Raw genomic sequence first — 24447 nt, forward strand, 5'->3', positions numbered from 1 at the left:
GCAAAAAACCAGCGGCCCGGCCCCTCGAAAGGGACCGGGCCGTCGGTGAAGGAATTCCTAGACGTTCTTGCTGAGCAGGCCCCAGTTCTCGAGACCGTCGTACAGAGGAAGGTCGAGAGCGAGCTTGGCGACGCGCGCACGCAGCGCCGGCAGATCCGCGTTGCCGGCCAGAGCGGTACCGATGATGTCGGCGACCTCGGTGAACTCGGCATCGCCGAATCCGCGAGTGGCCAACGCTGCGGTACCGATACGCAGACCGGAGGTGGTCATCGGCGGGCGGGGATCGAACGGAACAGCGTTGCGGTTGACCGTGATGCCGATTTCGTGCAGAAGGTCCTCACCCTGCTGGCCGTCGAGCTGCGAGTTACGCAGGTCCACGAGAACGAGGTGGACGTCCGTGCCGCCGGTCAGGACGCTGATGCCCTGGTCTGCGACGTCCTTGTTGCCCAGACGCTCGGCAAGGATGCGCGCACCGGAAAGGGTGCGTGCCTGACGATCCTTGAACTCTTCACCGGCAGCGATCTTGAAGGTGACTGCCTTGGCCGCGATGGCGTGCATGAGCGGTCCTCCCTGCTGACCGGGGAAGACAGCGGAGTTGAGCTTCTTGGCCCACTCTTTCTTCGCCAGGATCAGGCCCGAACGCGGACCACCGAGGGTCTTGTGGACGGTCGAGGAGACGACGTCTGCGTACGGGACGGGCGACGGGTGCAGGCCTGCCGCAACCAGTCCGGCGAAGTGAGCCATGTCCACCCACAGGTACGCCCCGACCTCGTCGGCGATCGCACGGAACGCCGCGAAGTCCTGCTGACGCGGGTACGCGGACCAGCCGGCAACGATGACCTTCGGCTTCTCGGCGAGGGCGATCGAGCGCACCTCGTCCATGTCGATGCGGTGATCTTCCTTGCTGACGCCGTAGGACGCGACGTCGTACAACTTGCCGGAGAAGTTGAGCTTCATGCCGTGCGTGAGGTGACCGCCGTGTGCAAGGTCGAGGCCGAGCAGCTTCTCACCCGGGTTCATCAGTGCCATCAGAACAGCAGCGTTGGCCTGTGCGCCCGAGTGCGGCTGAACGTTCGCGAACTCTGCACCGAAGAGTTCCTTCGCACGGTTGCGCGCCAGATCCTCGATGACGTCGACGTGCTCGCAACCGCCGTAGTAACGACGTCCCGGGTAGCCCTCGGCGTACTTGTTGGTCAGGACGCTGCCCTGAGCCTGCAGAACCGAGCGGGGAACGAAGTTCTCCGACGCGATCATCTCGAGCGTGTCGCGCTGACGAGCCAATTCACCAGCCATCGCCTCGGCGACTTCGGGGTCGAGTTCGGCGAGTGATGCAGAGTTGACGTCGGAGCCGGGCACAGCGGTCATCGAGGAATCTCCAAGCTGGATGCGGAAACGAATGCGTCCAGTCTACGAAGTTCGCTCCCGCCGTCTCCACCCGGCACTAGGCAGCACGCAGAGAGCTGGGGACCAGCGGCTCGTCGAGCAGCCTGCGGAAGCGTTCGGTGCGCTCCGCGCCCACCGGCACCTCGTCCAGCCAGCCACCGAGCAGCCGGTATCCCTCGACATACGTGCTGGTGTATGCCCGCCACAGCGGCGAAGACAGGAACTTGAGCGATTGGCGAGCGCGTTCCGGCGTCGACAGCGACCACCGTTCGAGGAACAGCGCCACGTCGTCGAGGCTGCGCCCCTCGTCGTGCAACATCAGCGCCGCATCCTGCCGGACACTCAGCAGTTGCCCCGACGCGGCGGAGAGCCGTTGCGCCTTTTCCCCGTCGAAAGACAAGCCGAGGTCGGCGTAGATGTCCTGCGCCCACAAACCCCAGTCCGGGCCGACAATCGCTTCCAGCGCCAAATCCGCGAGGCCTTCGGCCATGATGCACTGCGGCGTGTTGACCAGGAACAGTGTCTGCTCGAGCTGGCCCGAACCGACCAGACCGGCTTCCTTACGGCAATGCTCGGTGTGATGGCCGGGGTAGGACTCGTGCGCGATCAGCCGCGGCAGGTTGGCCATGAACTGCGGCAGATCCGAATTGATCGCAACCTTGGAGCGGTAGTCACCGAGGTAGTAGTTGAAGCCGGACCACGGCTTGTCCCCCACCACTTCGTATTCGACGGTTTCCGACGCGGGAAGCCCGAACGTGCCGCGGACCAGATCGCGCAGCGCACTCGACATTGCCTCGACGCATTCGTTCAGTTTCGCCGCGGGGATCTCGTCGGCCTTGCGATGGGCCTGCACCCGCTCGGCCAACGGTCCCGGACCGGGCAGAACTTCACCCATCAACCGGTGAGCGTCGCTGTAGGCGTCCTCGTTTCCCTTTTCGATTCGGACGTCGAAGTACGCCTCGACCTCGTCCACGAAGCCGATGTCCTCACCCGCGAACTTGCGCCCGGAGCATTCCAGGGCGCGAAGGTGTACGTCGACGAAGTGGGAGCGTTCGGCATTCAGACCACTTCCGGCCAACTCGCCCCGCAATTCACGTGCCGTGCGGGCAAGTTCACGCGGATCGGGCTTCGGGGCGCTCTCGATCTGCTTACGCAGCGCCGGGTCACCGGTGAATGCGTCGACGAACCCGTCTTCGAGACGGTCGAAACCCAGTCCGAGCAGCAGGTATTGGCGAACAAGTGTGTCTGGATCCATAACGACCGAGCCTAGTCGCTCGCTCCGGAATGCCACCCGGCGAAAGTCCCGGACGTGGCACCGAGCACAATCCGACTATGCACTCGGATCGTGCGCACACGCGCCTGGCTTGCTCGCATAGCTGTTTCGTCCGCCGGGCCCCGGGTTCACTACGTGCCGGTGAGCTGGGCTGATGGCGCGCACCAACGAATCGAGTCCCTACGTCGAGTTCGACCGCAAGCAGTGGCGGACACTGCGTAAGTCGACGCCACTGGTGTTGACCGAGGACGAGTTGTACGGCCTGCGTGGTCTCGGCGAGCAGATCGATCTCGAAGAAGTTGCCGAGGTTTATCTCCCCCTCGCACGTCTGATCCACCTACAGGTAGCGGCACGCCAACGACTGTTCGCGGCCACCGCGACCTTCCTCGGCGAGAAGCATCCCGACCGTCAGGTGCCCTTCGTCATCGGCGTCGCCGGTTCGGTCGCGGTCGGAAAATCCACGACTGCTCGTGTGCTGCAAGCTCTCCTGGCCCGCTGGGATCACCATCCGCGCGTCGACCTCGTCACCACGGACGGATTCCTCTATCCGACCAGGGAACTCCAGCGTCGGGGCATCATGCACCGCAAGGGTTTTCCCGAAAGCTACGATCGCCGCAAGCTGTTGCGCTTCGTCACCGAAGTCAAGTCCGGGGCGGAAGAGGTAGCGGCGCCGGTCTATTCGCACACGTCGTACGACATCATCCCGGGCCAGTACCACCTGATCCGCCAGCCCGACATCCTCATCATCGAGGGCCTCAACGTCCTGCAGACCGGCCCGCGTCTGATGGTCTCCGATCTGTTCGACTTCTCGATCTACGTCGACGCCCGCATCGAGGACATCGAAGCCTGGTACATCCAGCGGTTCCTCGCGCTACGCAACACGTCGTTCGCCGATCCGAACGCTCACTTTCACCACTACTCCGGCCTCTCCGACCGTGACGCGACCATCGCGGCGAAGGAGATCTGGAACTCGATCAATCACCCGAACCTGGTGGAGAACATTCTCCCCACCCGCCCCCGCGCAACCCTGGTGCTGCGCAAGGACGCCGACCACACGATCAACCGGCTGCGGCTGCGCAAGCTCTGAGACGGCTCAGGCGCCGAACCGGCGGTGGCGCGCCGCGTAATCGCGCAAGGCTCGAAGAAAGTCGACTCGACGGAACTCGGGCCAGTACGCCTCGGTGAACCAGATCTCCGAATAGGCGCTCTGCCACAACAGGAATCCGGAGAGCCGCTGCTCGCCGGAGGTGCGGATCACCAGATCCGGATCGGGCTGTCCCGACGTGTACAGATGCCCGTCGATGCCGTCGACCGTGACGGCCTGGATCAGTTCGTCTCCGCTCAGGCCCGCACCGATCTTGTCGCGAAGGAGCGATTGGACGGCGTCGGCGATCTCCTGACGCCCGCCGTATCCGATCGCGACGTTGACATGTGTCCCGGTTCGGCCGCTCGTCCCCGCCGCCGCTTCCCGCAAGCGCCTGGACTGCTCGGGAGGCAGAAGATCGAGAGCACCGACGATCTGCACACTCCAGTTCTTGCCGGGTCCGGAGATCTCTTCGACGACGTCGGTGATGATTTCGAGGAGGGTGTCGAGCTCTTCCGGCTCGCGGCGCAGGTTCTCGGTCGAGAGCAGGTAGATGGTTGCCATCTCGATTCCGGCGGCGTCGCACCACTCGAGCAATTCGGCAATTTTGAGCGCGCCCATGCGGTGCCCGTGACTGACATCGGTGAAGCCGTTCTCGCGAGCCCATCGCCGATTTCCGTCACACATCACGGCTACGTGCCGTGGGTGCGCGAGACCGTCGAGATGACTGAGGAGTCGTCGCTCGTAGATGCTGTACAGCAGTCCGCGCAGATTCACCGTGACATCACCATGGTGTCAAAGACTACGCCCGGCAGTGACAGCCACATGCGAGCGCCGTCACGCTTTTTGTACGCGTCGAAAACCCGCAGGTAGGTTATGCTACTGATGCGTAACCTACGGTACCGTAGGTTACGCGGTTCGCAACAGTACGGAACGAGAGGGGTTGCACATGACGGCATTCGGGCTCGACGAGCTTCCGGTCAAACCACGCATGCGCGGTTGGATCCATCTGTGGGCGCTCGGTGTCTCCGTCGTCGCGGGCATCGTTCTCGTCTCCGTCGCCGGCGCTCAGGTCGGCGCCAAAGCGGCTTGGGCAACCGCGATCTACAGCGTCACGATCTGCGGCCTCTTCGGCATCAGTGCGACGTATCACCGCATCCAGTGGCAGACGGTCAAGGGCCGTACGTGGATGAAGCGTGCGGACCATTCGATGATCTTTCTCTTCATCGCCGGCAGCTACACACCGTTCGCCATGCTCGGCCTCCCGACTCACACCGGCAAGATCATCCTCGCGATCGTGTGGGCAGGCGCGCTCGCCGGCGTCGCACTCAAGATGCTCTGGCCCACCGCCCCGAAATGGGTGGGAGTCCCGCTCTACCTGCTCCTCGGTTGGGCGATCGTTCCCGTGGTCGGTGAACTGACGCACCAGGTCGGTGTGGCGCCTATGGTGCTGCTGCTCGTCGGCGGAATCTTCTACAGCGTCGGCGCAATTCTGTACGCGACGAAATGGCCAAACCCGTGGCCCACGACGTTCGGGCATCACGAGTTCTTCCACGCCGCGACGGTCGTCGCAGCGATCTGCCACTACATCGCGGTATGGCTCGTCGTGTTCAACTGACTCGCCAGTTCCACCGCCGTCGTCACCGGCCGATCACACACGAATCCCCGACAGATGTACGCGGCTTCACCACCGTCGACGAGGGGTCGATCTGCAAGCAGCGGTGAAGAATCCGGGGCACCCCCGACAACCACTGCACCACCCGGCGCAAGCCGGCGGGCATCGGCCAACAGCGAACCTTCCCCGACGACGGCCACCTGTATCGGACCACGCAACGACGCTTCCGCCACCGCGAGCCAGTGCCCCGCCGACCGAGGCGCACGCTCGAGCGGCAGCGTGGCCCTCGCCAGCGCGTCCGCCGCGGCCTGGGCGTAACGAGAAGAGCGCTCGGCATCGGTCAACGCCGCTGCGGTCAACAGAGCCTCCGCGACGCTCGACGCACCGGACGGCGTCGCGCCGTCCAACGGGTCTCGGGGCCGAGTCACGAGCGACTCCGCGAAATCGGCCGTGTCGAACCAGCTTCCCGGCTCGGCCGGATCAGCGAAGTGGTCGACAGTGACGTCGAGCAACTGCTGCGCCGCATCGAGCCACCGCGCCAATCCCGTTGCCTGGTATAGAGCCAGGAGGCCGGTGGCCAACATTGCGTAATCCTCGAGCACGCCCGTCGGGGCGCCGACAGCCCCGCCGAGGGAAGCGCGACGCAAGTGACCGTCCACCAGGTGAAGGTCGAGAAGAGCGCCTGCGCACTCGGCCGCCGCGGTGATCCAGTCGGGTCGGTCCAGGGCAAGTCCGGCTTCCGTCAAGGCCGTGACGGTCAGCCCGTTCCAGGCCGTCACCACCTTGTCGTCGCGGCCGGGCTGTGGACGCTGAGCCCGGACGGCACGTAGAGCGTCGGAGACCGTCTGCCAGCGCGACCAGTCGTCGGGGTCACGGAGCAACTGCAGTACCGACGCACCCTCTTCGAAGGTTCCGGTATCGGTGACCCGGAACAACTCCGACGCCCACTGCCCGTCCTCCGCGCCGAGAATCTCGACCAGCTGCGTCGGCGTCCATACGTACGTGAGGCCTTCGACGCCGTCGGTGTCGGCATCGAGAGCCGAAGCGAAGCAACCGTTCTCTGTCAGCAGATCGGAGAGCAGGAACCTTGCGGTCTCCTCGGTGACGCGAGTGGCGAGGTCCGATCCGGTGCGCCGCGCCCAGTGCGCGTAGAACCGCAGGAGCAGCGCATTGTCGTAGAGCATCTTCTCGAAGTGCGGAACCACCCACTCGGCATCGACCGAGTACCGCGAGAAACCGCCACCCAACTGGTCGTAGATCCCGCCACGTGCCATTGCTTCGGCGGTGCGCTCGATGCCGCCGAGGATCTCGCCCGAACCCGTTCGCTCGTACTGTCGGAGCAGCCCCTCCAGTAGTGCCGACGGTGGAAACTTCGGTGCCCCACCGAATCCCCCGCGCGGGACGTCCTCGTCGCCGAGGATCGACCGACCCGCCGCGTTCAGCAGCTCGGCGTCGATGGGTGCTCCCCCGTACGGAATCCCGCCCGACGCGCGCTGAAGTTCCGTGACGATCGACTGCGCCGCGTTGTCGACCTCGTCGCGCCGATTCGTGAAGGTGTCGACTATCGCTTCGAGAAGCTGTGTGAACGAAGGCATTCCGCCGCGAGGCGTCGGCGGGTAGTACGTGCCGCAGTAGAACGGTGAACCGTCGGGAGTCAGGAAACAGGTCATGGGCCAGCCGCCCTGGCCGGTCATCGCAACCGTCGCATTCATGTAGACGGCGTCGATGTCGGGACGTTCTTCTCGGTCCACCTTCACACAGACGAAGTTCGCGTTCATGACGGCCGCGATCTCGTCGTTCTCGAACGACTCGTGCGCCATGACGTGGCACCAGTGGCACGCCGAGTATCCGATCGAGAGGAGAATCGGCACGTTGCGCTCGCGCGCCCACTCCATCGCTTCTTCGCCCCACTGTTGCCAGTGGACCGGATTGTCGGCGTGCTGACGCAGGTAAGGGCTCGAGGACCCACCCAGGTTGTTCCGCATCCGTGGGTCCATCGCCGCTACCTCGTTCGTCTCAGGATTCTTGCTTGGGCTTCTTCTCGGTAGAGACGTTGGGGTCCGCCGGGCTCGGAGCAGTGATAGCTCCCCGGTCGGTGCCTTCGTCTGCCTGCTGATCGAGTTCGGGATGATCCGGTTCGAACGTCTCCGGCAGCTTCTTGAGCTGGCGGTTCATCGACCGAACCAGGAGGATCACACCGATGAGCAGCGCAAGAATCACCAGCAGGCCGACCGGAGACGACTTTCCGAACTCCGGGCCGGATGGATTACTCGGGGTCTGAGCAAGAAATTGTGTGGTGCCGAGAACTACCTCGGCGGACAGAGCATTCACTTCTGAGCGTCCTCTTCGAGACCTGCGAACAGGTCGGTTTCCGGAATGGACGTGGTGACCCGCGTCTTGGCGAGCTCGAATTCCTCGGTGGGCCAGATCTTCTGCTGAATGTCGAGCGGCACAGCGAAGAACGAACCGTTGGGATCGATCTGCGTCGCGTGTGCGCGCAGAGCATCGTCACGCTGGGGAAAGTAGTCGCCGCACGTGACCTGAGTGGTCACCCGGACCATCATGTCGCCGCGTTCGGTCTTCCACTTCTTGAGCCAGTCCGCCATCGGGAACGGCTCACCGCGACGCTCGTACTCCTCCTGGAAGAGTTCGAGGCGCTTACGGATGAATCCGTGCGAGTAGTAGACCTTCTTGATTTCCCACGGCTGACCGTCCTCGGGGAAGTACTCGGGATCGGCGGCGGCTTCGTAGGCTGCCATCGTCACCTCGTGGCACCGGATGTGATCCGGGTGCGGGTATCCGCCGTTCTCGTCGTACGTCGTGACGACGTGGGGACGGAACTCGCGAATCACCTTCACCAGAGCGCGCGTCGACTCTTCGAGCGGAACGAGGGCGAAGCACCCTTCGGGCAGCGGCGGAAGAGGGTCGCCCTCGGGAAGCCCGGAATCGACGAAACCGAGCCAGCGCTGCTTCACGCCCAGGATGCGAGCGGCCTCGGCCATCTCCTCCTGGCGAACCTCGCTGATTCGATCGCGGACACCGGGTACGTCCATGGCCGGGTTGAGAATGTCGCCACGCTCACCCCCGGTGAGCGTCAGGACCATCACTTCGTGGCCTTCGGCTGCATAACGGGCGGTGGTGGCCGCACCCTTGCTCGACTCGTCGTCGGGATGGGCATGGACGGCCATGAGCCGGAATCCGCTCACGTGTTCGTTCACCTCAACTTCACCTGTAGCCGTTGCCGGCAGTTCACCTGTAGCCGTCACCGGCAGTCTTCGAATCACACGCTGTGCACCGCTCGGATTACTCCGGGCCGTTGCCGTCAAACGTACCGACTGCCGACAAACCTACCGACGGCGCGACGGGATACGTCCTCTATAGTTCCACCCGAGAGTTCCTGGCGCAGCCGTGACCCCTTCGGTAATCCGGCGGGACACAGTCAGTTGCTGCACGACACGCGAACTCGAGTCTTCGAGAGCAGAGTGATGAGCAAACCGCTTCCCCAAGATCGGTACCCGAGCACAACTCGCACGGGCAGTCCCCGCAAGTGGATGGTGTGGGCTCTGACCGCTCTCGTCATCGTCGTAGGCGGCGGAATCGCGTACTACGCGTACGGAAAATTTGCGGTCAAGGAAATCGAGACCGAGACCATCTCGTTCGACATCGCCAACGACTCCACGGTGAAGATCCGTTTCACCGTCACACGCGACGACTCGTCGCGTGAAGCGATGTGCATCGTGCGCGCACGCTCGAAGGACGGCTCCGAAACCGGTCGACGTGAGGTCTACGTCCCGTCGTCGGAACATCAGACCCTCGAGTTCAACACCGAGGTCAAGACGTCCCAGCCGCCAGGCATGGCCGACGTCTACGGCTGCAGCTTCGACGTTCCGGAGTACCTGACCAAGAGCTGACCTCGGGACGCACCCACCCTGCCGGACGTTTGACGCCGGACAGGGCGGGTAGTCATGCGTGATAGAATTGCCCGATACACGGTTCCGGGTGGAACCGTGTATTGCTGCATTGACGCAAGGTTTGACGGCAAGGTTGCATCCCTGGTGGTGCTTCTGCGTCGTTGTTCGCTGCTGTTGCAGCGATCGTCGAGGGAGCCCCCGGCTCCGACTACTAGGGAGTGATCGAGATGACCGAGACCCAGGTGACCTGGCTTACCCAGGAATCACATGACAGGCTCAAGAACGAACTCGACCAGCTCATCGCCAATCGCCCGGTCATCGCCGCCGAGATCAACGAGCGTCGCGAAGAGGGCGACCTGAAGGAGAACGGCGGCTACCACGCTGCCCGCGAAGAGCAGGGTCAGCAGGAAGCCCGCATTCGCCAGCTCCAGGAGCTGCTGAACAGCGCAAAGGTCGGCGAGGCCCCCACTCAGTCCGGTGTCGCACTGCCCGGATCCGTAGTCAAGGTCTACTACGACGGCGACGAGAGTGACACCGAGACGTTCCTGATCGCTACCCGCGAAGAAGGCGCACGTGACGCCAAGCTCGAGGTCTACTCGCCGAACTCACCGCTGGGCGGCGCGCTGCTCGAAGCCAAGGTCGGCGACACGCGTGAGTACAACCTGCCCAACGGCAGCACCATGAAGGTCACGCTGCTGAGCGCGGAGCCTTACCACAGCTGATCGGCTGTACCAGCTCTGAAAAGAAGCGCCACCCGACTCGGTCGGGTGGCGCTTCTTGCTCTGTCGGCGCTCGCTGTTTCCTGCCCACTCACACCACGCGGCGAGCCTTCATGCCGGCGAAGATCGGGCCGACCTTCACCACGTCGCCGAACGTGGGTGCGTGAAGCATCTGACCGTTGCCGACGTAGATCGCCACGTGGCCGGGGCCGCCTGCCTGCCAGTTGCCGAACAACAGGTCACCGGGCTGCGCCTGATCCAGCGGGATCTCGACGCCGACACCCCACTGCGTCTCCGAGGTCCGGGGCAGAGTCACCCCGGTGGCCGCGTGGATCGCGTACGACGTCAGCCCCGAGCAGTCGAACCCGCCCATCGACGGCCCGTTGATGTTTCCGCCACCCCACACGTACGGCAATCCGAGAAACTTCAGACCGGCCTCGACGACGCCGCCCACCGCTGCGGCGAGGTTGTTGTAGTCGAAGGGCGCAAGCATCAGGGCGAACGAGTCCTGCAACGATTTGATCTGGGCGACGAACGGAGCGGCGACCGCCTGCTCCGCAGGAACCTCGCCCGACTTGTCTGCCGGAACGCCGCCCGCTTCACGAACTGCATCCGGCCCGACGTCGTAGGCAGCGAGCGCGAGGTCGACGGTATCGCCCTCGACCTCACCGGACTTCTGCCAGGACTGCGCTTGCTTCACGAGATCGCACAACCGGTATCCGGTTGTCATCACCGGATCGGCAACGCCCAGGATGTCCATCTTTCCGTCGCCGTCACCGTCCTTGCCGTATGCCGTCCACGCTGCGGTGGTGAAGCGGCCAGGCCCGCGCCCACCTTCCGGTGAGATGTCGGTATCGGGTCCGTACTTGAATCCGTTCTCGACCGAGTAGAGCGAGGCGATCACCGCGGGCGTGATCTCCGAGCACAGAGCACCGGCCTTTTTGATCCACGGCGCGAACACTGCCACCGCTCCCACGGGCGCCAATGTCGCTCCCGGAAAGTTGGAGGGTACGGAAGGCACGATTCCCTCAGGTGTGTCCTGAGTTCGTGCCGGTCCGTTCCAGGCTGCAAGTGAGACTGCAGCATTCGAAGACTCGTTCATCTCGACTTGTGCGGGCGCTCCGAGAGTTCCACTCATCACGCCCAGTGCGGTGCCGATCGACACAGCGATCGCCAGGACACCGACTGCCATCCGAACCTCCGATAAACCTCTGAAAATCCATGTACGTGGTCGTACCCGAAACTTGTCGGTGCGAACATCTACTCTTTCGAACATGCATTCGACACGGCTCAGTCTCGCGACTCCTGTAACCAATGTCTCATTTATCTCGGCGGGCGTTACGCAAATGACTACAGACGCCAAGGCTTTTCTCAGGTTCGGCGTGCAAGCTGAGTCCATGAGCGACGATCGGCCACGACCCGCCCGGGGACGCACTACGGTGTATCGACCCGTTCGCCTCGCCCTCGCAGCCACGGCTGTGGCGGGAGCACTCGCAAGCGGCGGACTTTCACTCGTTTCTTCTCCCACTGCCACGGCACTCGCGCCGGACACGTCGGCTTCTCACACCAAGAATCCCGTAGCGAAGCGGCCCGTCGTGGTCGCCGGATTCGGAACCCCGGACGCCGTCTCCAACGGTTCGTGAGTACTCCGCGCTCGGCCTCCGAGTGGCTCACGTGGGGGGTTCAGGCCCGGGTCGTCGTCACCGACCCTGAAGTCCTTCCCTCCGCGGCCAGCCTGGTTCGCGGGTACCTCACCGCTGCCGACGCCGCCACCAATCGAGATCGTGCCGACTCCGAGATTCGTACCTATGTCAGCGCCGCGAGCAACGTCGACGGCGTCGCCGTGACCCCGATGTTCGCGCACTTCCTCGAAGACGCGTTGGCTGTCGCACGACTGACCGACGGCAAACTCACGCCGACGGCCGGGTCGGCAGACCCTCACTCCTGGTGGAAGATTCGCGTCGAGAACAACCGCGTGTACAGCCCGGACGACGTCGTTCTCGATCTGTCCGCGACGGCCCGCGCCAGTTCAGCGGACCACTGTGCCGCGTCCACTGCGACTCTTCTCGGGTGTGGCGTGCTGGTCGGCCTCGGCGGGGACATCGCGGTTGCCGGCCCGGCGCCGGAAGACGGCTGGCAGATTCAGGTGCAAGACCTGCCCGGCGACCCGACCTGCCAGGTAGCACTTCCGTCCGACTGCGGGATCGCCACGGCCAGCACCGTCAAGCCACTGCACCGCGAATCGACGGCGACGCCGATGTGGCGCACGGTGTCGGTGATTGCATCTTCCTGCGCCCAGGCCGCCGCATTCAGTCGGGTTGCGGTCGGCATGGGCGGTTCGGCCATCGACTGGCTACATCAACTCGACGTACCCGCCAGGCTGGTCGACCAGGAGTACCGCGTGACGGTTCTGGGCGGCTGGCCTGACGAGTAACTCGCCTCAGTTCTGCAGTCGTACTGCGTAACCGGCGCGGTCGAAGGCCGTCAGAAGCTCCGCCTTGTTGTCCGGACCACGCGTCTCGACGGTGAGGAAGACTTCCACTTCGTCGAGCGCGAGTTCGCCACCGGTACGGGAATGGATGACGTCGACCACGCTGGCGCCGTTCGCTCGAACCACTTCCAGCAACGAGACCAGTGCGCCCGGCCGATCGTCGATGGTGATGTGAACGCCGAGGAACCGTCCGGCCGCTCGCAGACCGTGCGAGATGACGTGCGTGAGAAGTAGCGGATCGATGTTGCCGCCGGAAAGCACGGCGCACACCGGCCCTGTCAGTCCCAGCTCCTCCGGAGAGCAGGTCATCAAGGCCGCGACGGCCGCAACGCCGGCCGGTTCGACGATGAGCTTGGCGCGTTCGAGGCACAGCAGGAGCGCTTTGGACAGCGCTTCCTCGCTGACCGTCACCACGGCGTCGACATGGGCGGCAACTTCGGCGAACGGAACCTCGCCAGGGCAGCCAACGGCGATACCGTCTGCCATCGTGGACATCGACGCCAAGGCGGTCGGCTTCCCGGCTGCCAACGACGCCGGCCAGGCAGCCGCGGTCTCGGCCTGCACTCCGACGATGTGGACCTGCGGGCGTACAGCTTTGACTGCTGCGGCCACTCCGGCGATCAACCCGCCGCCGCCGGTGGGAACGAGGATCGTGCCGACCTCGGGCAGTTGCTCGAGGATTTCGAGCCCCACAGTCCCCTGCCCCGCCACGACGTCCTCGTGGTCGAACGGGTGGACCAGAACTGCTCCGGTTCGGTCCGCGAATTCGCGAGCGGCCACGAGCGCTTCGTCGACAGTCGAACCGTGCAGGTGGACCTGAGCTCCATATGCCTTGGTGGCCACCAACTTCGGCAGCGGCGCACCCGTCGGCATGAAGACGGTCGACTTGATTCCCAATTCTGTTGCAGACCAGGCAACTCCCTGCGCATGGTTACCGGCACTGGCCGCCACCACGCCCGCTGCCCGTTCCTCTGCGGAAAGATTGGCAATGCGGTTGTACGCACCGCGCGGTTTGAAAGAGCCGGTGCGCTGCAGGTTTTCACATTTCAAGCTCACGGCGAAGCCGGTGGTTTCGGACAACACTCGCGAGGCCACGACCGGGGTGCGTCGCATGACCGGGGCGAGCAGTTGCTGTGCAGCCTTTATCTGTTCGAGATTCACGCATGCCTCCAGAAAGTGCGCCTCCACACCCTCGTGAGGTGTGAAGGCGCACTGCAGATTCGAAGTCGAATTACTGTAGAGCGAAGATCAGGACAGCGCTTGCTCGATGTCGCCGACCAGATCGGAGGCGTCTTCGATGCCGACCGACAGGCGAACCAGATCGTCGGGAACCTCGAGAGCGGAACCGGCCGTCGAGGCGTGGGTCATCGCACCGGGGAATTCGATGAGGGATTCGACTCCGCCGAGAGATTCTGCCAGCGTGAAGATCTCGGTGCGCGAGCACAGGTCGAGAGCCGCCGCCTTGCCGCCCTTGAGGCGGACGGAGATCATGCCGCCGAAGCGTCGCATCTGCTTGGCCGCGACCTTGTGCGACGGATGCGAAGCCAGTCCGGGGTAGATGACGCCGGCAACCGCGGGGTGGCCGTCGAGCAATTCGACGACCTTCTCCGCGTTGTCACTGTGACGCTCCATGCGCAGCGCCAGTGTCTTGATTCCGCGCAACGTCAGGAACGCGTCGAACGGGCCGGGAACGCCGCCGGATCCGTTCTGCAGGAAGGCGAACGCGGTGTCCAGTTCTTCGTCGTTGCAGACGAGAGCGCCACCGACCACGTCGGAGTGTCCGCCGATGTACTTGGTCGTGGAGTGCAGCGCGATGTCGGCACCGAGCTGCAGCGGCTGCTGCAGGTACGGCGACGCGAAGGTGTTGTCCACCACGATCTTTGCGTTGCCCTCGTGGGCGACCTCGGCAAGGAGCTCGATGTCACCGATATTGAGCAGCGGGTTCGTGGGCGTCTCGACCCAGACCAGCTTGGTGTTGGACTTCATCGCCGCGCGCACCGCATCGACGTCGGACACCGGAGCCGGGGTGTACTCGATCCCCCACTGCGTGAACACCTTGTCGATGAGACGGAAGGTTCCGCCGTACGCGTCGTCGGGGATGACCAGGTGATCGCCGGGTCGAAGTACCGAACGGAGCAGGCAGTCGGTGGCCGCCATTCCCGAACTGAACGCTCGGCCGTAGGTTCCGGATTCGAGCGCGGCGAGGTTCGCCTCGAGTGGGCGACGGGTGGGGTTACCCGTTCGCGCGTACTCGAAGCCACTGCGCATTCCACCGACGCCGTCCTGGGCGAAGGTGGAACTCGCGTAGATCGGCACGTTGACCGCACCGGTCAGCGGATCGGGTTCGTAACCCGCATGCACCGCTTTCGTGGAGAAACCCTGCCAGCTGATGTTGTCGGCCTTGCTGCGTTGCTCACTCATGGTCCCCAGCCTAATGGCGCCGGTGCCGGCGCAGGAATCCGAACTCAGGAATCCGAACTCAGGAAACCCAGGAGATCGTGGCGCGTGATGACACCGACCGGCTTGCCGTCGTCGACGACCATGAGTGCGTCGGTGTCCCCGAGCGCCTTCGTGGCAGCCGAGACCGGCTCGCCGGAACCGATGAGCGGGAACGGCTTGCTCATGTGCTTCTCGACGGAATCCGCAAGGTGCGCACGGCCTTCGAAGACCGCGCTCAGCAGATCCCGCTCGGACACACTTCCGGCGACCTCGCCTGCCATGACCGGCGGTTCCGCACCGACGACGGGCATCTGGGACACGCCGTACTCGCGCAGGATCTCGATCGCATCGCGCAGGGTCTCCGACGGGTGGGTGTGAACGAGGTCCGGCAGCTCGCCCGACTTGCCACGCAGAACGTCGCCGACGGTGGGGACGTTGGTCTTGCCGTCGAGTGGGGTGCGCAGGAATCCGTACGACGCCATCCACTGATCGTTGAAGATCTTGGACAGGTAGCCGCGGCCACCGTCCGGGAGGAGGACGACGATCAGGGCGTCGGGGCCCTCGCGCTTGGCTACTTCGAGGGCAGCGACGACGGCCATACCGCAGGAACCGCCGACCAGCAGTCCCTCTTCACGGGCGAGGCGACGCGTCATCTCGAAGGAATCGGCATCCGAGACCGCGATGATCTCGTCCGGGATGGACGGGTCGTATGCCGACGGCCAGAAGTCTTCGCCGACGCCTTCGACCAGATACGGACGACCGGTGCCGCCGGAGTAGACGGAGCCCTCGGGGTCTGCGCCGATGACCTTGACCTTGCCGCCCGAAACTTCCTTGAGGTAGCGGCCGGTGCCGGTGATGGTGCCGCCGGTGCCGACGCCCGCGACGAAGTGCGTGATCTTGCCGTCGGTGTCGGCCCAGATCTCGGGGCCGGTGGTCTCGTAGTGGCTCTCCGGTCCGCCCGGGTTGGAGTACTGGTTGGGCTTCCAGGCGCCGGGGATCTCACGGGTGAGGCGGTCGGAGACGCTGTAGTAGCTGTTCGGGTTGTCCGGCGCGACGGCCGTGGGGCACACGACCACCTCGGCGCCGTAGGCGCGCAGGACGTTGCGCTTGTCTTCGCTGACCTTGTCTGGGCAGACGAAAACGCACTTGTATCCACGCTTTTGCGCCACGAGCGCCAAGCCGATTCCGGTGTTGCCCGAAGTCGGCTCGACGATGGTGCCGCCCGGCTTCAGTTCACCCGAAGCCTCGGCTGCGTCGATCATCTTGACGGCGATGCGGTCCTTGGAGCTACCGCCAGGGTTGAGGTATTCGACCTTGGCTGCCACCGTGCCGAAGTTTTCGCCCGTGACGGACGTGAGCTTGACGAGTGGGGTGTTGCCGATGAGGTCGACGACGTGTTCCGCGATGCGCATTCGTCCATGTTCCCAGATGAAGGAAAACGGTGCGCGCGGACGTCGGGCGAAGGTGGTGCAATCCGGCTAGATTGGCAAGTGTGAGTCGAACCGGACTGAAAGCGTCGGTGGCCACGGTGGTGGCCGGATCGAGTGCAGGCACGCTCTCCTGGTTGGGCTACAACTATCTGATGTCGCAGGCGGGGGCGGCCCGCGGGGTGATCGGTCGCAATATCGCCAAGCCACCCGAGGCGGACGGGGTGTACGCACCCGGCGCCGACAACCCGGAACTCTGGTGGCGGGCCGTGCCCTTCGATCTCCACTTGATGATCTTCGGCGATTCGTCTGCGGCCGGCGTCGGCGCGCTGACGGCCTCGGAAGTACCGGGTGTTCAGGTCGCGAAGCTGCTTGCGAGTGAAACCGGGAAGCGAATCCGTTTGAGCACCAAGGCCATCGGGGGCGCCACCTCCCGCGGGTTGAGTGGGCAGGTTGACGCCATGTTCGTCGCCGGTCCTCCCCCGGACGCTGCGGTGATCCTGATCGGCGCCAACGACGTCACCGCCAAGAACGCGATTCACGCGTCGGCTAAACGCCTCGGCGACGCGGTTCGACGCTTACGCGAGAGCGGCGCCGTCGTTGTTGTCGGCACCTGCCCGGATCTGGGGGTGGTCACGGCGATCCCGCAACCTCTGCGCTCCGTGGTGCGCGAATGGGGCCATCGCCTCGCACTCGCCCAGGCGGCCGCGACCAGAAACGCCGGGGGTCATCCCGTTCCACTGGCCGACCTGCTGGCCAAGGAATTCCTGGCCTCGCCCGACACGATGTTCTCGGCCGACCGTTTCCATCCGTCCGCGGCCGGATACGAACTCGCGGCGAAGCAGATCGTCCCGGTTCTCGCGTCGGCTCTGGGTGAATGGCAGGGTGGCCCGCTACCCGAGCTCCCCCACGTTTCAGAGGCGGCGCAAGCCCGCACCGTCGCGGCCCGACTGACGGCGGCGGCAACCCAGTGGAAAGCCTTCGCGAGACGCACCAAACCTGCAGGTCAGCGCCCCGACGTCAACTGAGTGAGACTGCGTGACCACCATCTGGGAGCGGCAACGTAAATTGTAAGTCGAAGCTGCATTCAACTTGCCCTGCTCGACGGCGTTTCAAGCCACCCGCGAGCAGTACACAAAAGGAGTTTTCATGCCCGAGGCAGTAATCGTCTCAGCAGTACGGTCGCCCATCGGCCGCGCAATGAAGGGTTCGCTCAAGGACATCCGCCCGGATGACCTCGCAACTCAGATGGTTGCCGCCGCGTTGGCAAAGATCCCCGAGCTCGACCCCACCGAGATCGACGACCTCATGCTCGGTTGCGGCCAGCCCGCCGGTCAGTCGGGCTTCAACATCGCCCGCGTCGTCGCCGTCCAGCTCGGCTACGACTTCCTCCCCGGTGTCACGGTCAACCGTTACTGTTCCTCCTCGCTGCAGACCACCCGCATGGCTCTGCACGCCATCCGCGCAGGCGAGGGCGACGTCTTCATCTCCGCCGGCGTCGAGTCCGTCTCCAGCTTCATCACCGGCAACGCCGACGGCCTCCCCAACACCAAGAACCCGCTCTTCGACGCAGCGCAGGCCCGTAGCGCCAAGCTCGCCGAAGGTGGAGTCGCCTGGACCGATCCTCGCGAAGAGGGCCTGATCCCCGACGTGTACCTGGGCATGGGCCAGACCGCCGAGAACGTCGCTTCGGCCACCGGCATCACCCGCGAAGACCAGGACCGCTGGGCAGTTCGCAGCCAGAACCGCGCCGAGGAAGCCATCGCGCGCGGCTTCTTCGAGCGTGAGATCACGCCCGTCACGCTCGCCGACGGCACCGTCGTCTCCAAGGACGACGGCCCCCGCGCCGGCACCACCTACGAGGGCATCAGCGGCCTCAAGCCCGTCTTCCGCCCCGACGGCACCGTCACCGCCGGCAATGCCTGCCCGCTCAACGACGGCGCAGCCGCACTGGTGATCATGTCCGACACCAAGGCAAAGGCACTCGGCCTGACCCCGCTCGCTCGCATCGTCTCCACCGGCGTCTCGGGCCTGTCCCCCGAGATCATGGGTCTCGGCCCGATCCAGGCCGTCAAGAACGCCCTGAAGATCGCCGGCAAGTCGATCTCCGACATCGACCTGTTCGAGATCAACGAGGCATTCGCAGTGCAGGTCCTCGGATCCGCTCGCGAACTGGGCATCGAAGAGGACAAGCTCAACATCTCCGGTGGCGCGATCGCCCTGGGTCACCCCTTCGGCATGACCGGTGCCCGTATCACCAACACCCTGATCAACAACCTGCAGGAGCAGGACAAGACCTTCGGCGTCGAGACCATGTGTGTCGGCGGCGGACAGGGCATGGCAATGGTGATCGAGCGCCTCAGCTGATCCCCTGAGCACGTCGAAAGCGGCCGCCCGGCTTCTGCCGGGCGGCCGCTTTCGTGTGGTCGTGTTTCAGGTAGTCGTGAACTTCCGAGCAAAACTCCCCAACTCGCGAATCAACTCTCGCGCAGCGTCGTCCTCACGCTGCACGGCAGCGCGAGCTTCGTCCGCCCATCCCTGACGGAGCAGTCGTTTGGCGGCAAGGACTGCCGGTCCGACGTTGGCGGCAATCTGCTCGGCGCTCTCCCGAGCACGGATGTGAACCTCTTCGGCCGGTACGGCCACGGTCGCCAGTCCGTAGTCGGCCGCTTCGACGCCGCTGAGCCACCGCGCCGACAGGATCAACTCGGCGGCGCGCTGCGTTCCGATCACCTTGGGCAGCAACCAACTACTGGCAGCTTCGGGAGCGGTACCCAGCGAGGTGAACGGTGCCCGCAAGCGTGCGTCCTCGGCAACGTAGACGACGTCGCAGTAGAGCAGCATGGTCAGCCCGATGCCGACGGCGGCACCGTGCACCGCGGCAATCAAAGGCTTCGGGAACTCCACCAGCGCAACGATGAGCGGCGCGAATGCGTGGCCGAAGTCGGCATTGTCCGTGTCTGGTTCGGCCAGTGCCCGTAGGTCGACGCCACTGGAAAATGCCTTGCCTGCGCCCTCGACGATCACCACGGCCACGGCTTCGTCCGACGCCGCGTCGTCGAGCGCCTTGGTGAACGCTCGAAAACCGGCTGCATCAAATGCGTTCAGGCGACTCGGATTATTGAAGGTCAGCGTTCGCACTGCTCCGGCATCCGCGACCAGGATGGGTTCAGAGGTGTTTGTCGACATTCGCTCCCCTTCGTTCCAAACCAAGCAGTTGCTAGGTATCCAAGCACCGTAACCGTCCACAGACGACAAAAGAAGGGCCCCTCGCGGGGCCCTTCTTCGTGTTACGGATCGACTCGAGAACTAGTCGTTGTTGAAGTAGCTCAGCAGACGCAGGATCTCGACGTACAGCCAGACCAAGGTGACGGTGAGGCCGAATGCGACGCCCCAGGCTGCCTTCTCGGGCGCCTGTGCGCGGATCAGCTGATCAGCGGCGTCGAAGTCGAGCAGGAAGCTGAAGGCTGCGATGCCGATGCAGACGAGGCTGAAGATGATGGCGAGCGTTCCGCCGTCACGCAGTCCCAGTCCGCCCTCGACGAAGAAGCTCGCGACGAGGTTACCGAGGGCCAGAACGACAACGCCGATCAATGCGCCGATGATCATTCGCGTCAGACGCGGTGTCACCCGGATCGCACCGGTCTTGTAGACGACCAGCATGCCGAAGAACACGCCGAACGTTCCGAGGACTGCTTGCGCGATCAGTGCGGATCCGCCGACGCCACCGAATTGAATATCAGTGAACATGAACGACAGCGCACCGAGGAACAGACCCTCGGCGACGGCGTACGCCAACACGATTGCCGGGTTGTCCATCTTGCGGCCGAACGTAGCGACCAGAACCAGAACGAGGCCGACGAGACCGCCGCCGATGACCAGCGGGGTAGCGAGGTCGACGTTGTTGTTGACCAGGAAGTACGACACCAGTGCCGAGATCGTCAGCACACCGAGCGTGATGCCCGTCTTGGTGACGACGTCGTCGATCGTCATGGCCCGCGAGGTGGGACCGGTCTGGTACGGCTCGGCCGGAGCGTACTGCGGCTGACCGAACTGCTGGGTTGCCTGCGAGGCGCCCGCCGTCGCAGATCCGAACGAGGCGTATCCGTTGCCCTCTTGCTTGGGCAGATTGCGGAACACCGGGTTGCTGGTGGTGCGCACCGTGATCATCCCTTCATCGTGGTGGCCTACGACGGGTGCGTCGCGGGTTCGCCGGACGGATCCGAGTTTCCGACACGGTCCGTGTACCTGACTAAAAGTAAAGCACTCGTAATTTACAACGTCGAAGCTTCGGTTGTAGTTCCCGGCGCATTTCCGGAAGATCAACACTCCTCGACACTCGTCCCTTTTCGATACTAGGACGGTTTGACCGACTTCATCACGATGAACTTCGCGTTCTTCGCCATCGCCTCGCTCGGACCCACCGCGGCTTTCAACGGTTCGCGATACCCCAGATGCGCGTTGTGAACAGTCCACAACTCGCCACCGGGACGCAGGACACGGCCGGCAGCTTCGAACATCTTGAGTGCTCCGCCGGTGTGGACCGCCGCGCCGACGTGGAACGGCGGGTTCAACAGAACCAGATCCGCGCTCGCACTGGGCAACGAACTCACGGCGTCGTCGCGCAGGCCGCTCACTCGATCGCCGACGCCATTTGCGGACGCAGTCGCCAGAGCCGAAGCGACGGCTGCCGAGGACTGATCCGTTGCGATCACGTGCACGTCCGGGAACTTCCGCGCGATCGCCGCCGCGAGAATGCCGCTGCCACAACCCAGATCGATCACGTCGCTCAGCGGATCGACCGCAATCTTTCCGAGGTTCTCCAGGAGCAACCGGGTGCCGATGTCCAGGCTCGCACCGGCAAACACTGCGCCGTGAGCAACGACGTCGAGGTCGAATTCGTCGAGGCGTTCGGTCACCGGGAACGTGATAGCAACATCGGGCTTCGGTTCCGAAGCCTTGAGTACGCGGGACTTCTGCCGTCCACGCGAGGCGCTGACGTCGGAAAACGATTCGCCGAGAACCTTGTTCATCGCCGGGGTGATGTGCTTGTCACGCCCACCGGCGAAGACACGAACCGCCGGGTCGGCGTGGAGCGCGATCAGCTGAGCGATCTCGGCAAGTTCGGCGAGGCTACGCGGCAATTGCATGAGCACGACGCGGGCGCCGCTGAGCAACTCCTCGTCCAGTCCGTGCGAGGTGAAGGCGTCACTGAATCCGAGTTCGCGCGCATTGTTCGCGAGGGCCAACTCTCCGGTGAGCGGATCCTGGTGAACGCGCACGCCGGCGATTCCGTGCACGAGCGCAACACCGGCAGTCAGCGCACCGTAGTGATCGCCGATCACGACGACGGTGCCCGCCGGCGCTGCGGCCAGAGCGTCGGCGGCCTCGTCGAGGATCAGACGATCAGCCGCATCGACGGCAAAGAGATTGGGTGCCTCGACATCGGGGAATCGGCGCAGACGATCGAACAGTTCGGGTGTGTCGGACATGCCACCAGTCTTTCAGGTGGAACTACGCAACACTCAATCCCCCGACCAGCAGGTGATCAGTTCGACATCCCTGTCAGTTCGACATCCACTGCACGACGTTGTCGACGGTTTCGCGTTCGGTGCGGAATCCGTTCACCGGGTGGTCGGCGTCGGGGTATCCGAACGAGATCGCGCAGACAACCTTGCGAGTGTCGTCGATACCGAAATGCTCGTGAATGAACTTGGAGCTGCCCGCGAGCGCCGCCTGCGGGATGGTGGCGACCCCCAGACTCTGGGCCGCGAGCAGGAAGCTGTTCACGTACAACCCGCAGTCGACTGCGCCGTAGGTGCCCAATGCCTCGTCGGTGGTGATGATCGCGACGTGAGGAGCGCCGAAGAGCTCGAAATTCTTCATCGTCTGTGCCGCGGATCCGGCGCGGTCACCGTGCTCGATTCCGACGCTCGAATACAGCGCCATCGCGCAGTCGAACCGACGCGACTTGTAGATGCCCTGGTACGCGCGCGGGAACTCGAAGTCCGACTCCTGGGCGTTGGCCATCACGTACTCACCGAGGCCGGCGCGGAATCGTTCGGTGCCCTCCCCCTCGGTGATCGCGACCTGCCACGGTTGCGTGTTGCACCACGACGGCGTCTTCTGCGCCAGCCGAAGGATCTCCTCGATCACCTCACGTGGCACCTGACGGTCCTCGTAGGCGCGGCAGCTGATCCGGGCGTCGAGCAACGCTTCCAGGCTCGTATCCACGACGATGCTCTCGGTCATGTGTTCTCTCCTCGATCAGGCTGCACTACAACACTTCGCACGATAGAACTACCGCCTCGACGCAATAGTCAGCGGGTCACCTTTGCGAAGGCCGCCACCAGCTCGCCGAACTCTGCCATCGCCGCATCCGGATCCGGATCTACTGCTGCCAGCGCAACCAGCACATCGGTGGCACCGGATTCGAGCAGCTGCTCGGCGCCGATCATCGTCGCCGGGAGGTCGATCGAACCGTCGGACCCGCGTACGACGGTCAGTCGCCCACGGACCTGCAATTCCGCTGGATCGCGTCCGAGATCCGCCATCGCTTTGCCGATGACGTCGATCCCTTCACGTAGGTCGTCGTCCGCGGCACCCATGATCGGAATCCACCCGTCACCCCAGGTTGCGACGCGTCGTACAACGGCCTTGGAGAGCGAACCGGACACCCAGATCGGGATTCCAGCGGCCGGACGGGGCGCGCAGTACACGTCGTCGAACTTCAGACGAGGGGTGTCGATGCTCGCCGGCGCCGAACTCCACAGGGCCCGGCATACTGCGAGAGCGTCGTCGAGCAGTGGTCCCCTTTTACCGAAGTCCATACCTGCCGCCTCGTATTCACGTTCCTGCCAACCTGTTCCGACGCCCAGGTCGAGTCGGCCCCCGGAGAGCAGATCGAGTGTCGCGGCCGTCTTGGCCAGTACCGCTCCCCCGCGCAGCGCCGCGATGACGATTCCGGTCCCCAAGCGAATTGTCTTCGTCTGTCCGGCAACAAAAGCCAGGACGGTCAGCGGCTCGAGCCAGTTGGCGTCGGGCTCGGTGGGGAACGCCGACCACGTGTACGCCGAGTTGTCCGAGCCCATCACCACGTGATCGGTGACGAGGACCCGGTCGAAGCCGGCAGCTTCCGCGTTCTGACAGACCTGCACGAGTTTCGCGTAGGAGTCCTCCGCGAGAGTGGTGCCGAAGTTGGGAACGTTCAGACTGAAAGTTGTCATGTGTCAAGCCTTTCGGGGCCGGTTGGTCCAGCCACCCTCTTCTGTGGGGAACCAGCCTCCGGCAGCGTGCGAGCCGCCGTCGACGTGGATCACGGTTCCGGTGATGTATCTCGCCAGGTCGGAAGCCAGGAACAGTGCGGGGCCGGCAATGTCGACCGGCTGGCCCGGTCCGCCCAACGGTGCCCACCCCGGCCACTTGTCCCAGTCGTCGGCAGGAACGATCTTGCGATACGGCACCTGTACCGACTCGATCAGATCTGGGGCAATGGCGTTGACGCGCACTCCGGTTCGACCGATCTCCACACCAAGGCTTCTGGTGAACTGCGTCAGCGCGGCCTTGTATGCCGAGTACATCGTGTGGCCCGGGATCGCTCGATGCGCCTCCACCGTCGTCAGGTTCACGATCGATCCACCCAAACCGCGATCGATCATGCCGGGAAGCAGGGCATGGGTCAGACGCACGACGTGATCGAAATTGATGCTGCCGGCCTCGGACCAGAAACCTGGATCCGTACCGGTGAACTCTGTCGGCGGGTTCAGGAAATGACCCACATTGTTCACCAGGACGTCCGGCGCGAACTCGGTCAACGCGACGGGGACTTCCCGCGTCCGCACGTCGTACTCGAGATAGTTGATCGAACCACCTGCAGCCGAGTCGAATTCGACGTCGCCAAGAGGAGCCACGTCGACAACCAGAACTGACGCGCCATGCGATGCAAATGCTCGAACAATCGCTGCGCCGATTCCCTGGGAACCGCCTGTGACCACTGCCTTCTTACCCACCAACATCGGCCCTGGGGAGTACGCCGATCCGACCACCACGAAGACACCCTTCTGCAGTTCGATGTGAAGCACTTCGGCGTACCGTCACACATCGAT

The 24447-nt window shown here is 64.3% G+C and carries 24 protein-coding genes; 8 read left to right on the forward strand and 16 right to left on the reverse strand.

From position 1 onward, the window contains the following. Positions 1-57: 57 nt before the first annotated feature. Both glyA and ATN38_RS03635 read right to left on the reverse strand, forming a co-directional pair. A complete protein-coding gene (gene glyA, locus ATN38_RS03630) occupies positions 58-1365 on the reverse strand; it encodes a serine hydroxymethyltransferase (protein ID WP_003945195.1) in 1308 nt (435 codons plus the stop codon). A gap of 76 nt (positions 1366-1441) precedes the next feature. After that, on the reverse strand, positions 1442-2638 hold the full coding sequence (locus ATN38_RS03635) for a hypothetical protein (RefSeq protein WP_007726370.1): 1197 nt from the start codon (positions 2636-2638) through the stop codon (positions 1442-1444). 172 nt (positions 2639-2810) lie between these two features. Between ATN38_RS03635 and coaA the strand changes: the two genes are divergently transcribed. Continuing rightward, entirely contained in the window at positions 2811-3743 is a 933-nt protein-coding gene (gene coaA, locus ATN38_RS03640; protein WP_003945270.1) for a type I pantothenate kinase, read from the forward strand. Between the two features lie 6 nt (positions 3744-3749). Here coaA and ATN38_RS03645 read toward each other — a convergent pair whose 3' ends face one another. Beyond that, positions 3750-4517, reverse strand: coding sequence for an isoprenyl transferase (locus ATN38_RS03645; protein ID WP_003945211.1), 768 nt, complete (start codon positions 4515-4517; stop codon positions 3750-3752). A 172-nt stretch (positions 4518-4689) separates the two neighbouring features. On the opposite strand from ATN38_RS03645, the gene ATN38_RS03650 reads away from it, so the two are divergent. Continuing rightward, positions 4690-5358 carry a hemolysin III family protein gene (locus ATN38_RS03650; protein ID WP_003945269.1) on the forward strand — a complete coding sequence of 223 codons (669 nt, stop codon included), beginning with the start codon at positions 4690-4692 and terminating at the stop codon, positions 5356-5358. Here the strand turns inward: ATN38_RS03650 and ATN38_RS03655 are convergent. The 3 genes from ATN38_RS03655 to mca are packed head-to-tail and all read right to left on the reverse strand — an operon-like array spanning position 5325 to position 8561. Further along, on the reverse strand, positions 5325-7352 hold the full coding sequence (locus tag ATN38_RS03655) for a thioredoxin domain-containing protein (RefSeq protein WP_218747591.1): 2028 nt from the start codon (positions 7350-7352) through the stop codon (positions 5325-5327). The two genes, ATN38_RS03650 and ATN38_RS03655, sit on opposite strands and share 34 nt — an antisense overlap. Before the next feature lie 19 nt (positions 7353-7371). After that, positions 7372-7686: a hypothetical protein gene (locus ATN38_RS03660; protein ID WP_003943283.1), complete on the reverse strand. Its 315-nt coding sequence runs from the start codon at positions 7684-7686 to the stop codon at positions 7372-7374. Next, positions 7683-8561, reverse strand: a complete 879-nt coding sequence (gene mca / locus ATN38_RS03665; RefSeq protein WP_007726383.1) for a mycothiol conjugate amidase Mca — start codon at positions 8559-8561, stop codon at positions 7683-7685. Before mca ends, ATN38_RS03660 begins: the two co-directional genes overlap by 4 nt. Before the next feature lie 279 nt (positions 8562-8840). On the opposite strand from mca, the gene ATN38_RS03670 reads away from it, so the two are divergent. Together ATN38_RS03670 and greA are read left to right on the forward strand one after the other, a co-directional pair. Beyond that, entirely contained in the window at positions 8841-9266 is a 426-nt protein-coding gene (locus ATN38_RS03670) for a DUF4307 domain-containing protein (RefSeq protein WP_007726384.1), read from the forward strand. Between the two features lie 227 nt (positions 9267-9493). Further along, positions 9494-9988 carry a transcription elongation factor GreA gene (gene greA / locus ATN38_RS03675; RefSeq protein WP_007726385.1) on the forward strand — a complete coding sequence of 165 codons (495 nt, stop codon included), beginning with the start codon at positions 9494-9496 and terminating at the stop codon, positions 9986-9988. An 88-nt stretch (positions 9989-10076) separates the two neighbouring features. On the opposite strand, the gene ATN38_RS03680 is transcribed toward greA, so the two are convergent. Continuing rightward, positions 10077-11177: a bifunctional lysozyme/C40 family peptidase gene (locus ATN38_RS03680; RefSeq protein WP_218747592.1), complete on the reverse strand. Its 1101-nt coding sequence runs from the start codon at positions 11175-11177 to the stop codon at positions 10077-10079. Positions 11178-11382: 205 nt separating this feature from the next. Between ATN38_RS03680 and ATN38_RS03685 the strand changes: the two genes are divergently transcribed. Together ATN38_RS03685 and ATN38_RS03690 are read left to right on the forward strand one after the other, a co-directional pair. Further along, positions 11383-11628: a hypothetical protein gene (locus ATN38_RS03685; RefSeq protein ID WP_153211881.1), complete on the forward strand. Its 246-nt coding sequence runs from the start codon at positions 11383-11385 to the stop codon at positions 11626-11628. Continuing rightward, complete coding sequence (locus ATN38_RS03690; protein ID WP_003943281.1) at positions 11625-12419, forward strand: FAD:protein FMN transferase; 795 nt, start codon at positions 11625-11627, stop codon at positions 12417-12419. The genes ATN38_RS03685 and ATN38_RS03690 overlap by 4 nt, the downstream gene beginning before the upstream one ends. A gap of 6 nt (positions 12420-12425) precedes the next feature. On the opposite strand, the gene ilvA is transcribed toward ATN38_RS03690, so the two are convergent. From ilvA to ATN38_RS03705, 3 genes are all read right to left on the reverse strand, one after another. Further along, a complete protein-coding gene (gene ilvA / locus ATN38_RS03695) occupies positions 12426-13589 on the reverse strand; it encodes a threonine ammonia-lyase (RefSeq protein WP_256931634.1) in 1164 nt (387 codons plus the stop codon). A gap of 135 nt (positions 13590-13724) precedes the next feature. Beyond that, positions 13725-14897, reverse strand: coding sequence for a cystathionine gamma-synthase (locus tag ATN38_RS03700; RefSeq protein ID WP_003943272.1), 1173 nt, complete (start codon positions 14895-14897; stop codon positions 13725-13727). A gap of 44 nt (positions 14898-14941) precedes the next feature. After that, a complete protein-coding gene (locus ATN38_RS03705; RefSeq protein WP_003943292.1) occupies positions 14942-16327 on the reverse strand; it encodes a cystathionine beta-synthase in 1386 nt (461 codons plus the stop codon). Between the two features lie 71 nt (positions 16328-16398). Here ATN38_RS03705 and ATN38_RS03710 point away from each other — a divergent pair, with 71 nt between their 5' ends. Continuing rightward, positions 16399-17370, forward strand: coding sequence for an SGNH/GDSL hydrolase family protein (locus ATN38_RS03710; RefSeq protein ID WP_042448870.1), 972 nt, complete (start codon positions 16399-16401; stop codon positions 17368-17370). 121 nt (positions 17371-17491) lie between these two features. Next, the gene (locus ATN38_RS03715) at positions 17492-18709 is read left to right on the forward strand and encodes an acetyl-CoA C-acetyltransferase (RefSeq protein WP_019744600.1); all 1218 of its coding nucleotides are present in this window, start codon (positions 17492-17494) and stop codon (positions 18707-18709) included. A 66-nt stretch (positions 18710-18775) separates the two neighbouring features. Here the strand turns inward: ATN38_RS03715 and ATN38_RS03720 are convergent, their stop codons facing one another. The 6 genes from ATN38_RS03720 to ATN38_RS03745 all read right to left on the reverse strand — a co-directional run bounded on the left by ATN38_RS03720 (position 18776) and on the right by ATN38_RS03745 (position 24423). Beyond that, entirely contained in the window at positions 18776-19531 is a 756-nt protein-coding gene (locus ATN38_RS03720; RefSeq protein WP_218747594.1) for an enoyl-CoA hydratase/isomerase family protein, read from the reverse strand. Between the two features lie 120 nt (positions 19532-19651). Beyond that, positions 19652-20503, reverse strand: coding sequence for a Bax inhibitor-1/YccA family protein (locus ATN38_RS03725; protein WP_003943280.1), 852 nt, complete (start codon positions 20501-20503; stop codon positions 19652-19654). Positions 20504-20697: 194 nt separating this feature from the next. Continuing rightward, positions 20698-21834 (reverse strand): class I SAM-dependent methyltransferase, encoded by a 1137-nt coding sequence (locus ATN38_RS03730; RefSeq protein ID WP_003943278.1) that lies wholly within the window; start codon positions 21832-21834, stop codon positions 20698-20700. 73 nt (positions 21835-21907) lie between these two features. Beyond that, complete coding sequence (locus ATN38_RS03735; RefSeq protein ID WP_003943290.1) at positions 21908-22594, reverse strand: nitroreductase; 687 nt, start codon at positions 22592-22594, stop codon at positions 21908-21910. Positions 22595-22662: 68 nt separating this feature from the next. Then, positions 22663-23568, reverse strand: coding sequence for a TIGR03619 family F420-dependent LLM class oxidoreductase (locus ATN38_RS03740; protein ID WP_003943284.1), 906 nt, complete (start codon positions 23566-23568; stop codon positions 22663-22665). 3 nt (positions 23569-23571) lie between these two features. After that, positions 23572-24423: an SDR family NAD(P)-dependent oxidoreductase gene (locus tag ATN38_RS03745; RefSeq protein ID WP_003943288.1), complete on the reverse strand. Its 852-nt coding sequence runs from the start codon at positions 24421-24423 to the stop codon at positions 23572-23574. Positions 24424-24447: the final 24 nt, after the last annotated feature.

It is taken from the genome of Rhodococcus sp. FH8 (genome assembly GCF_019266085.1).
In the GTDB taxonomy this organism is placed as follows: Bacteria; Actinomycetota; Actinomycetes; order Mycobacteriales; family Mycobacteriaceae; genus Rhodococcus_F; species Rhodococcus_F qingshengii.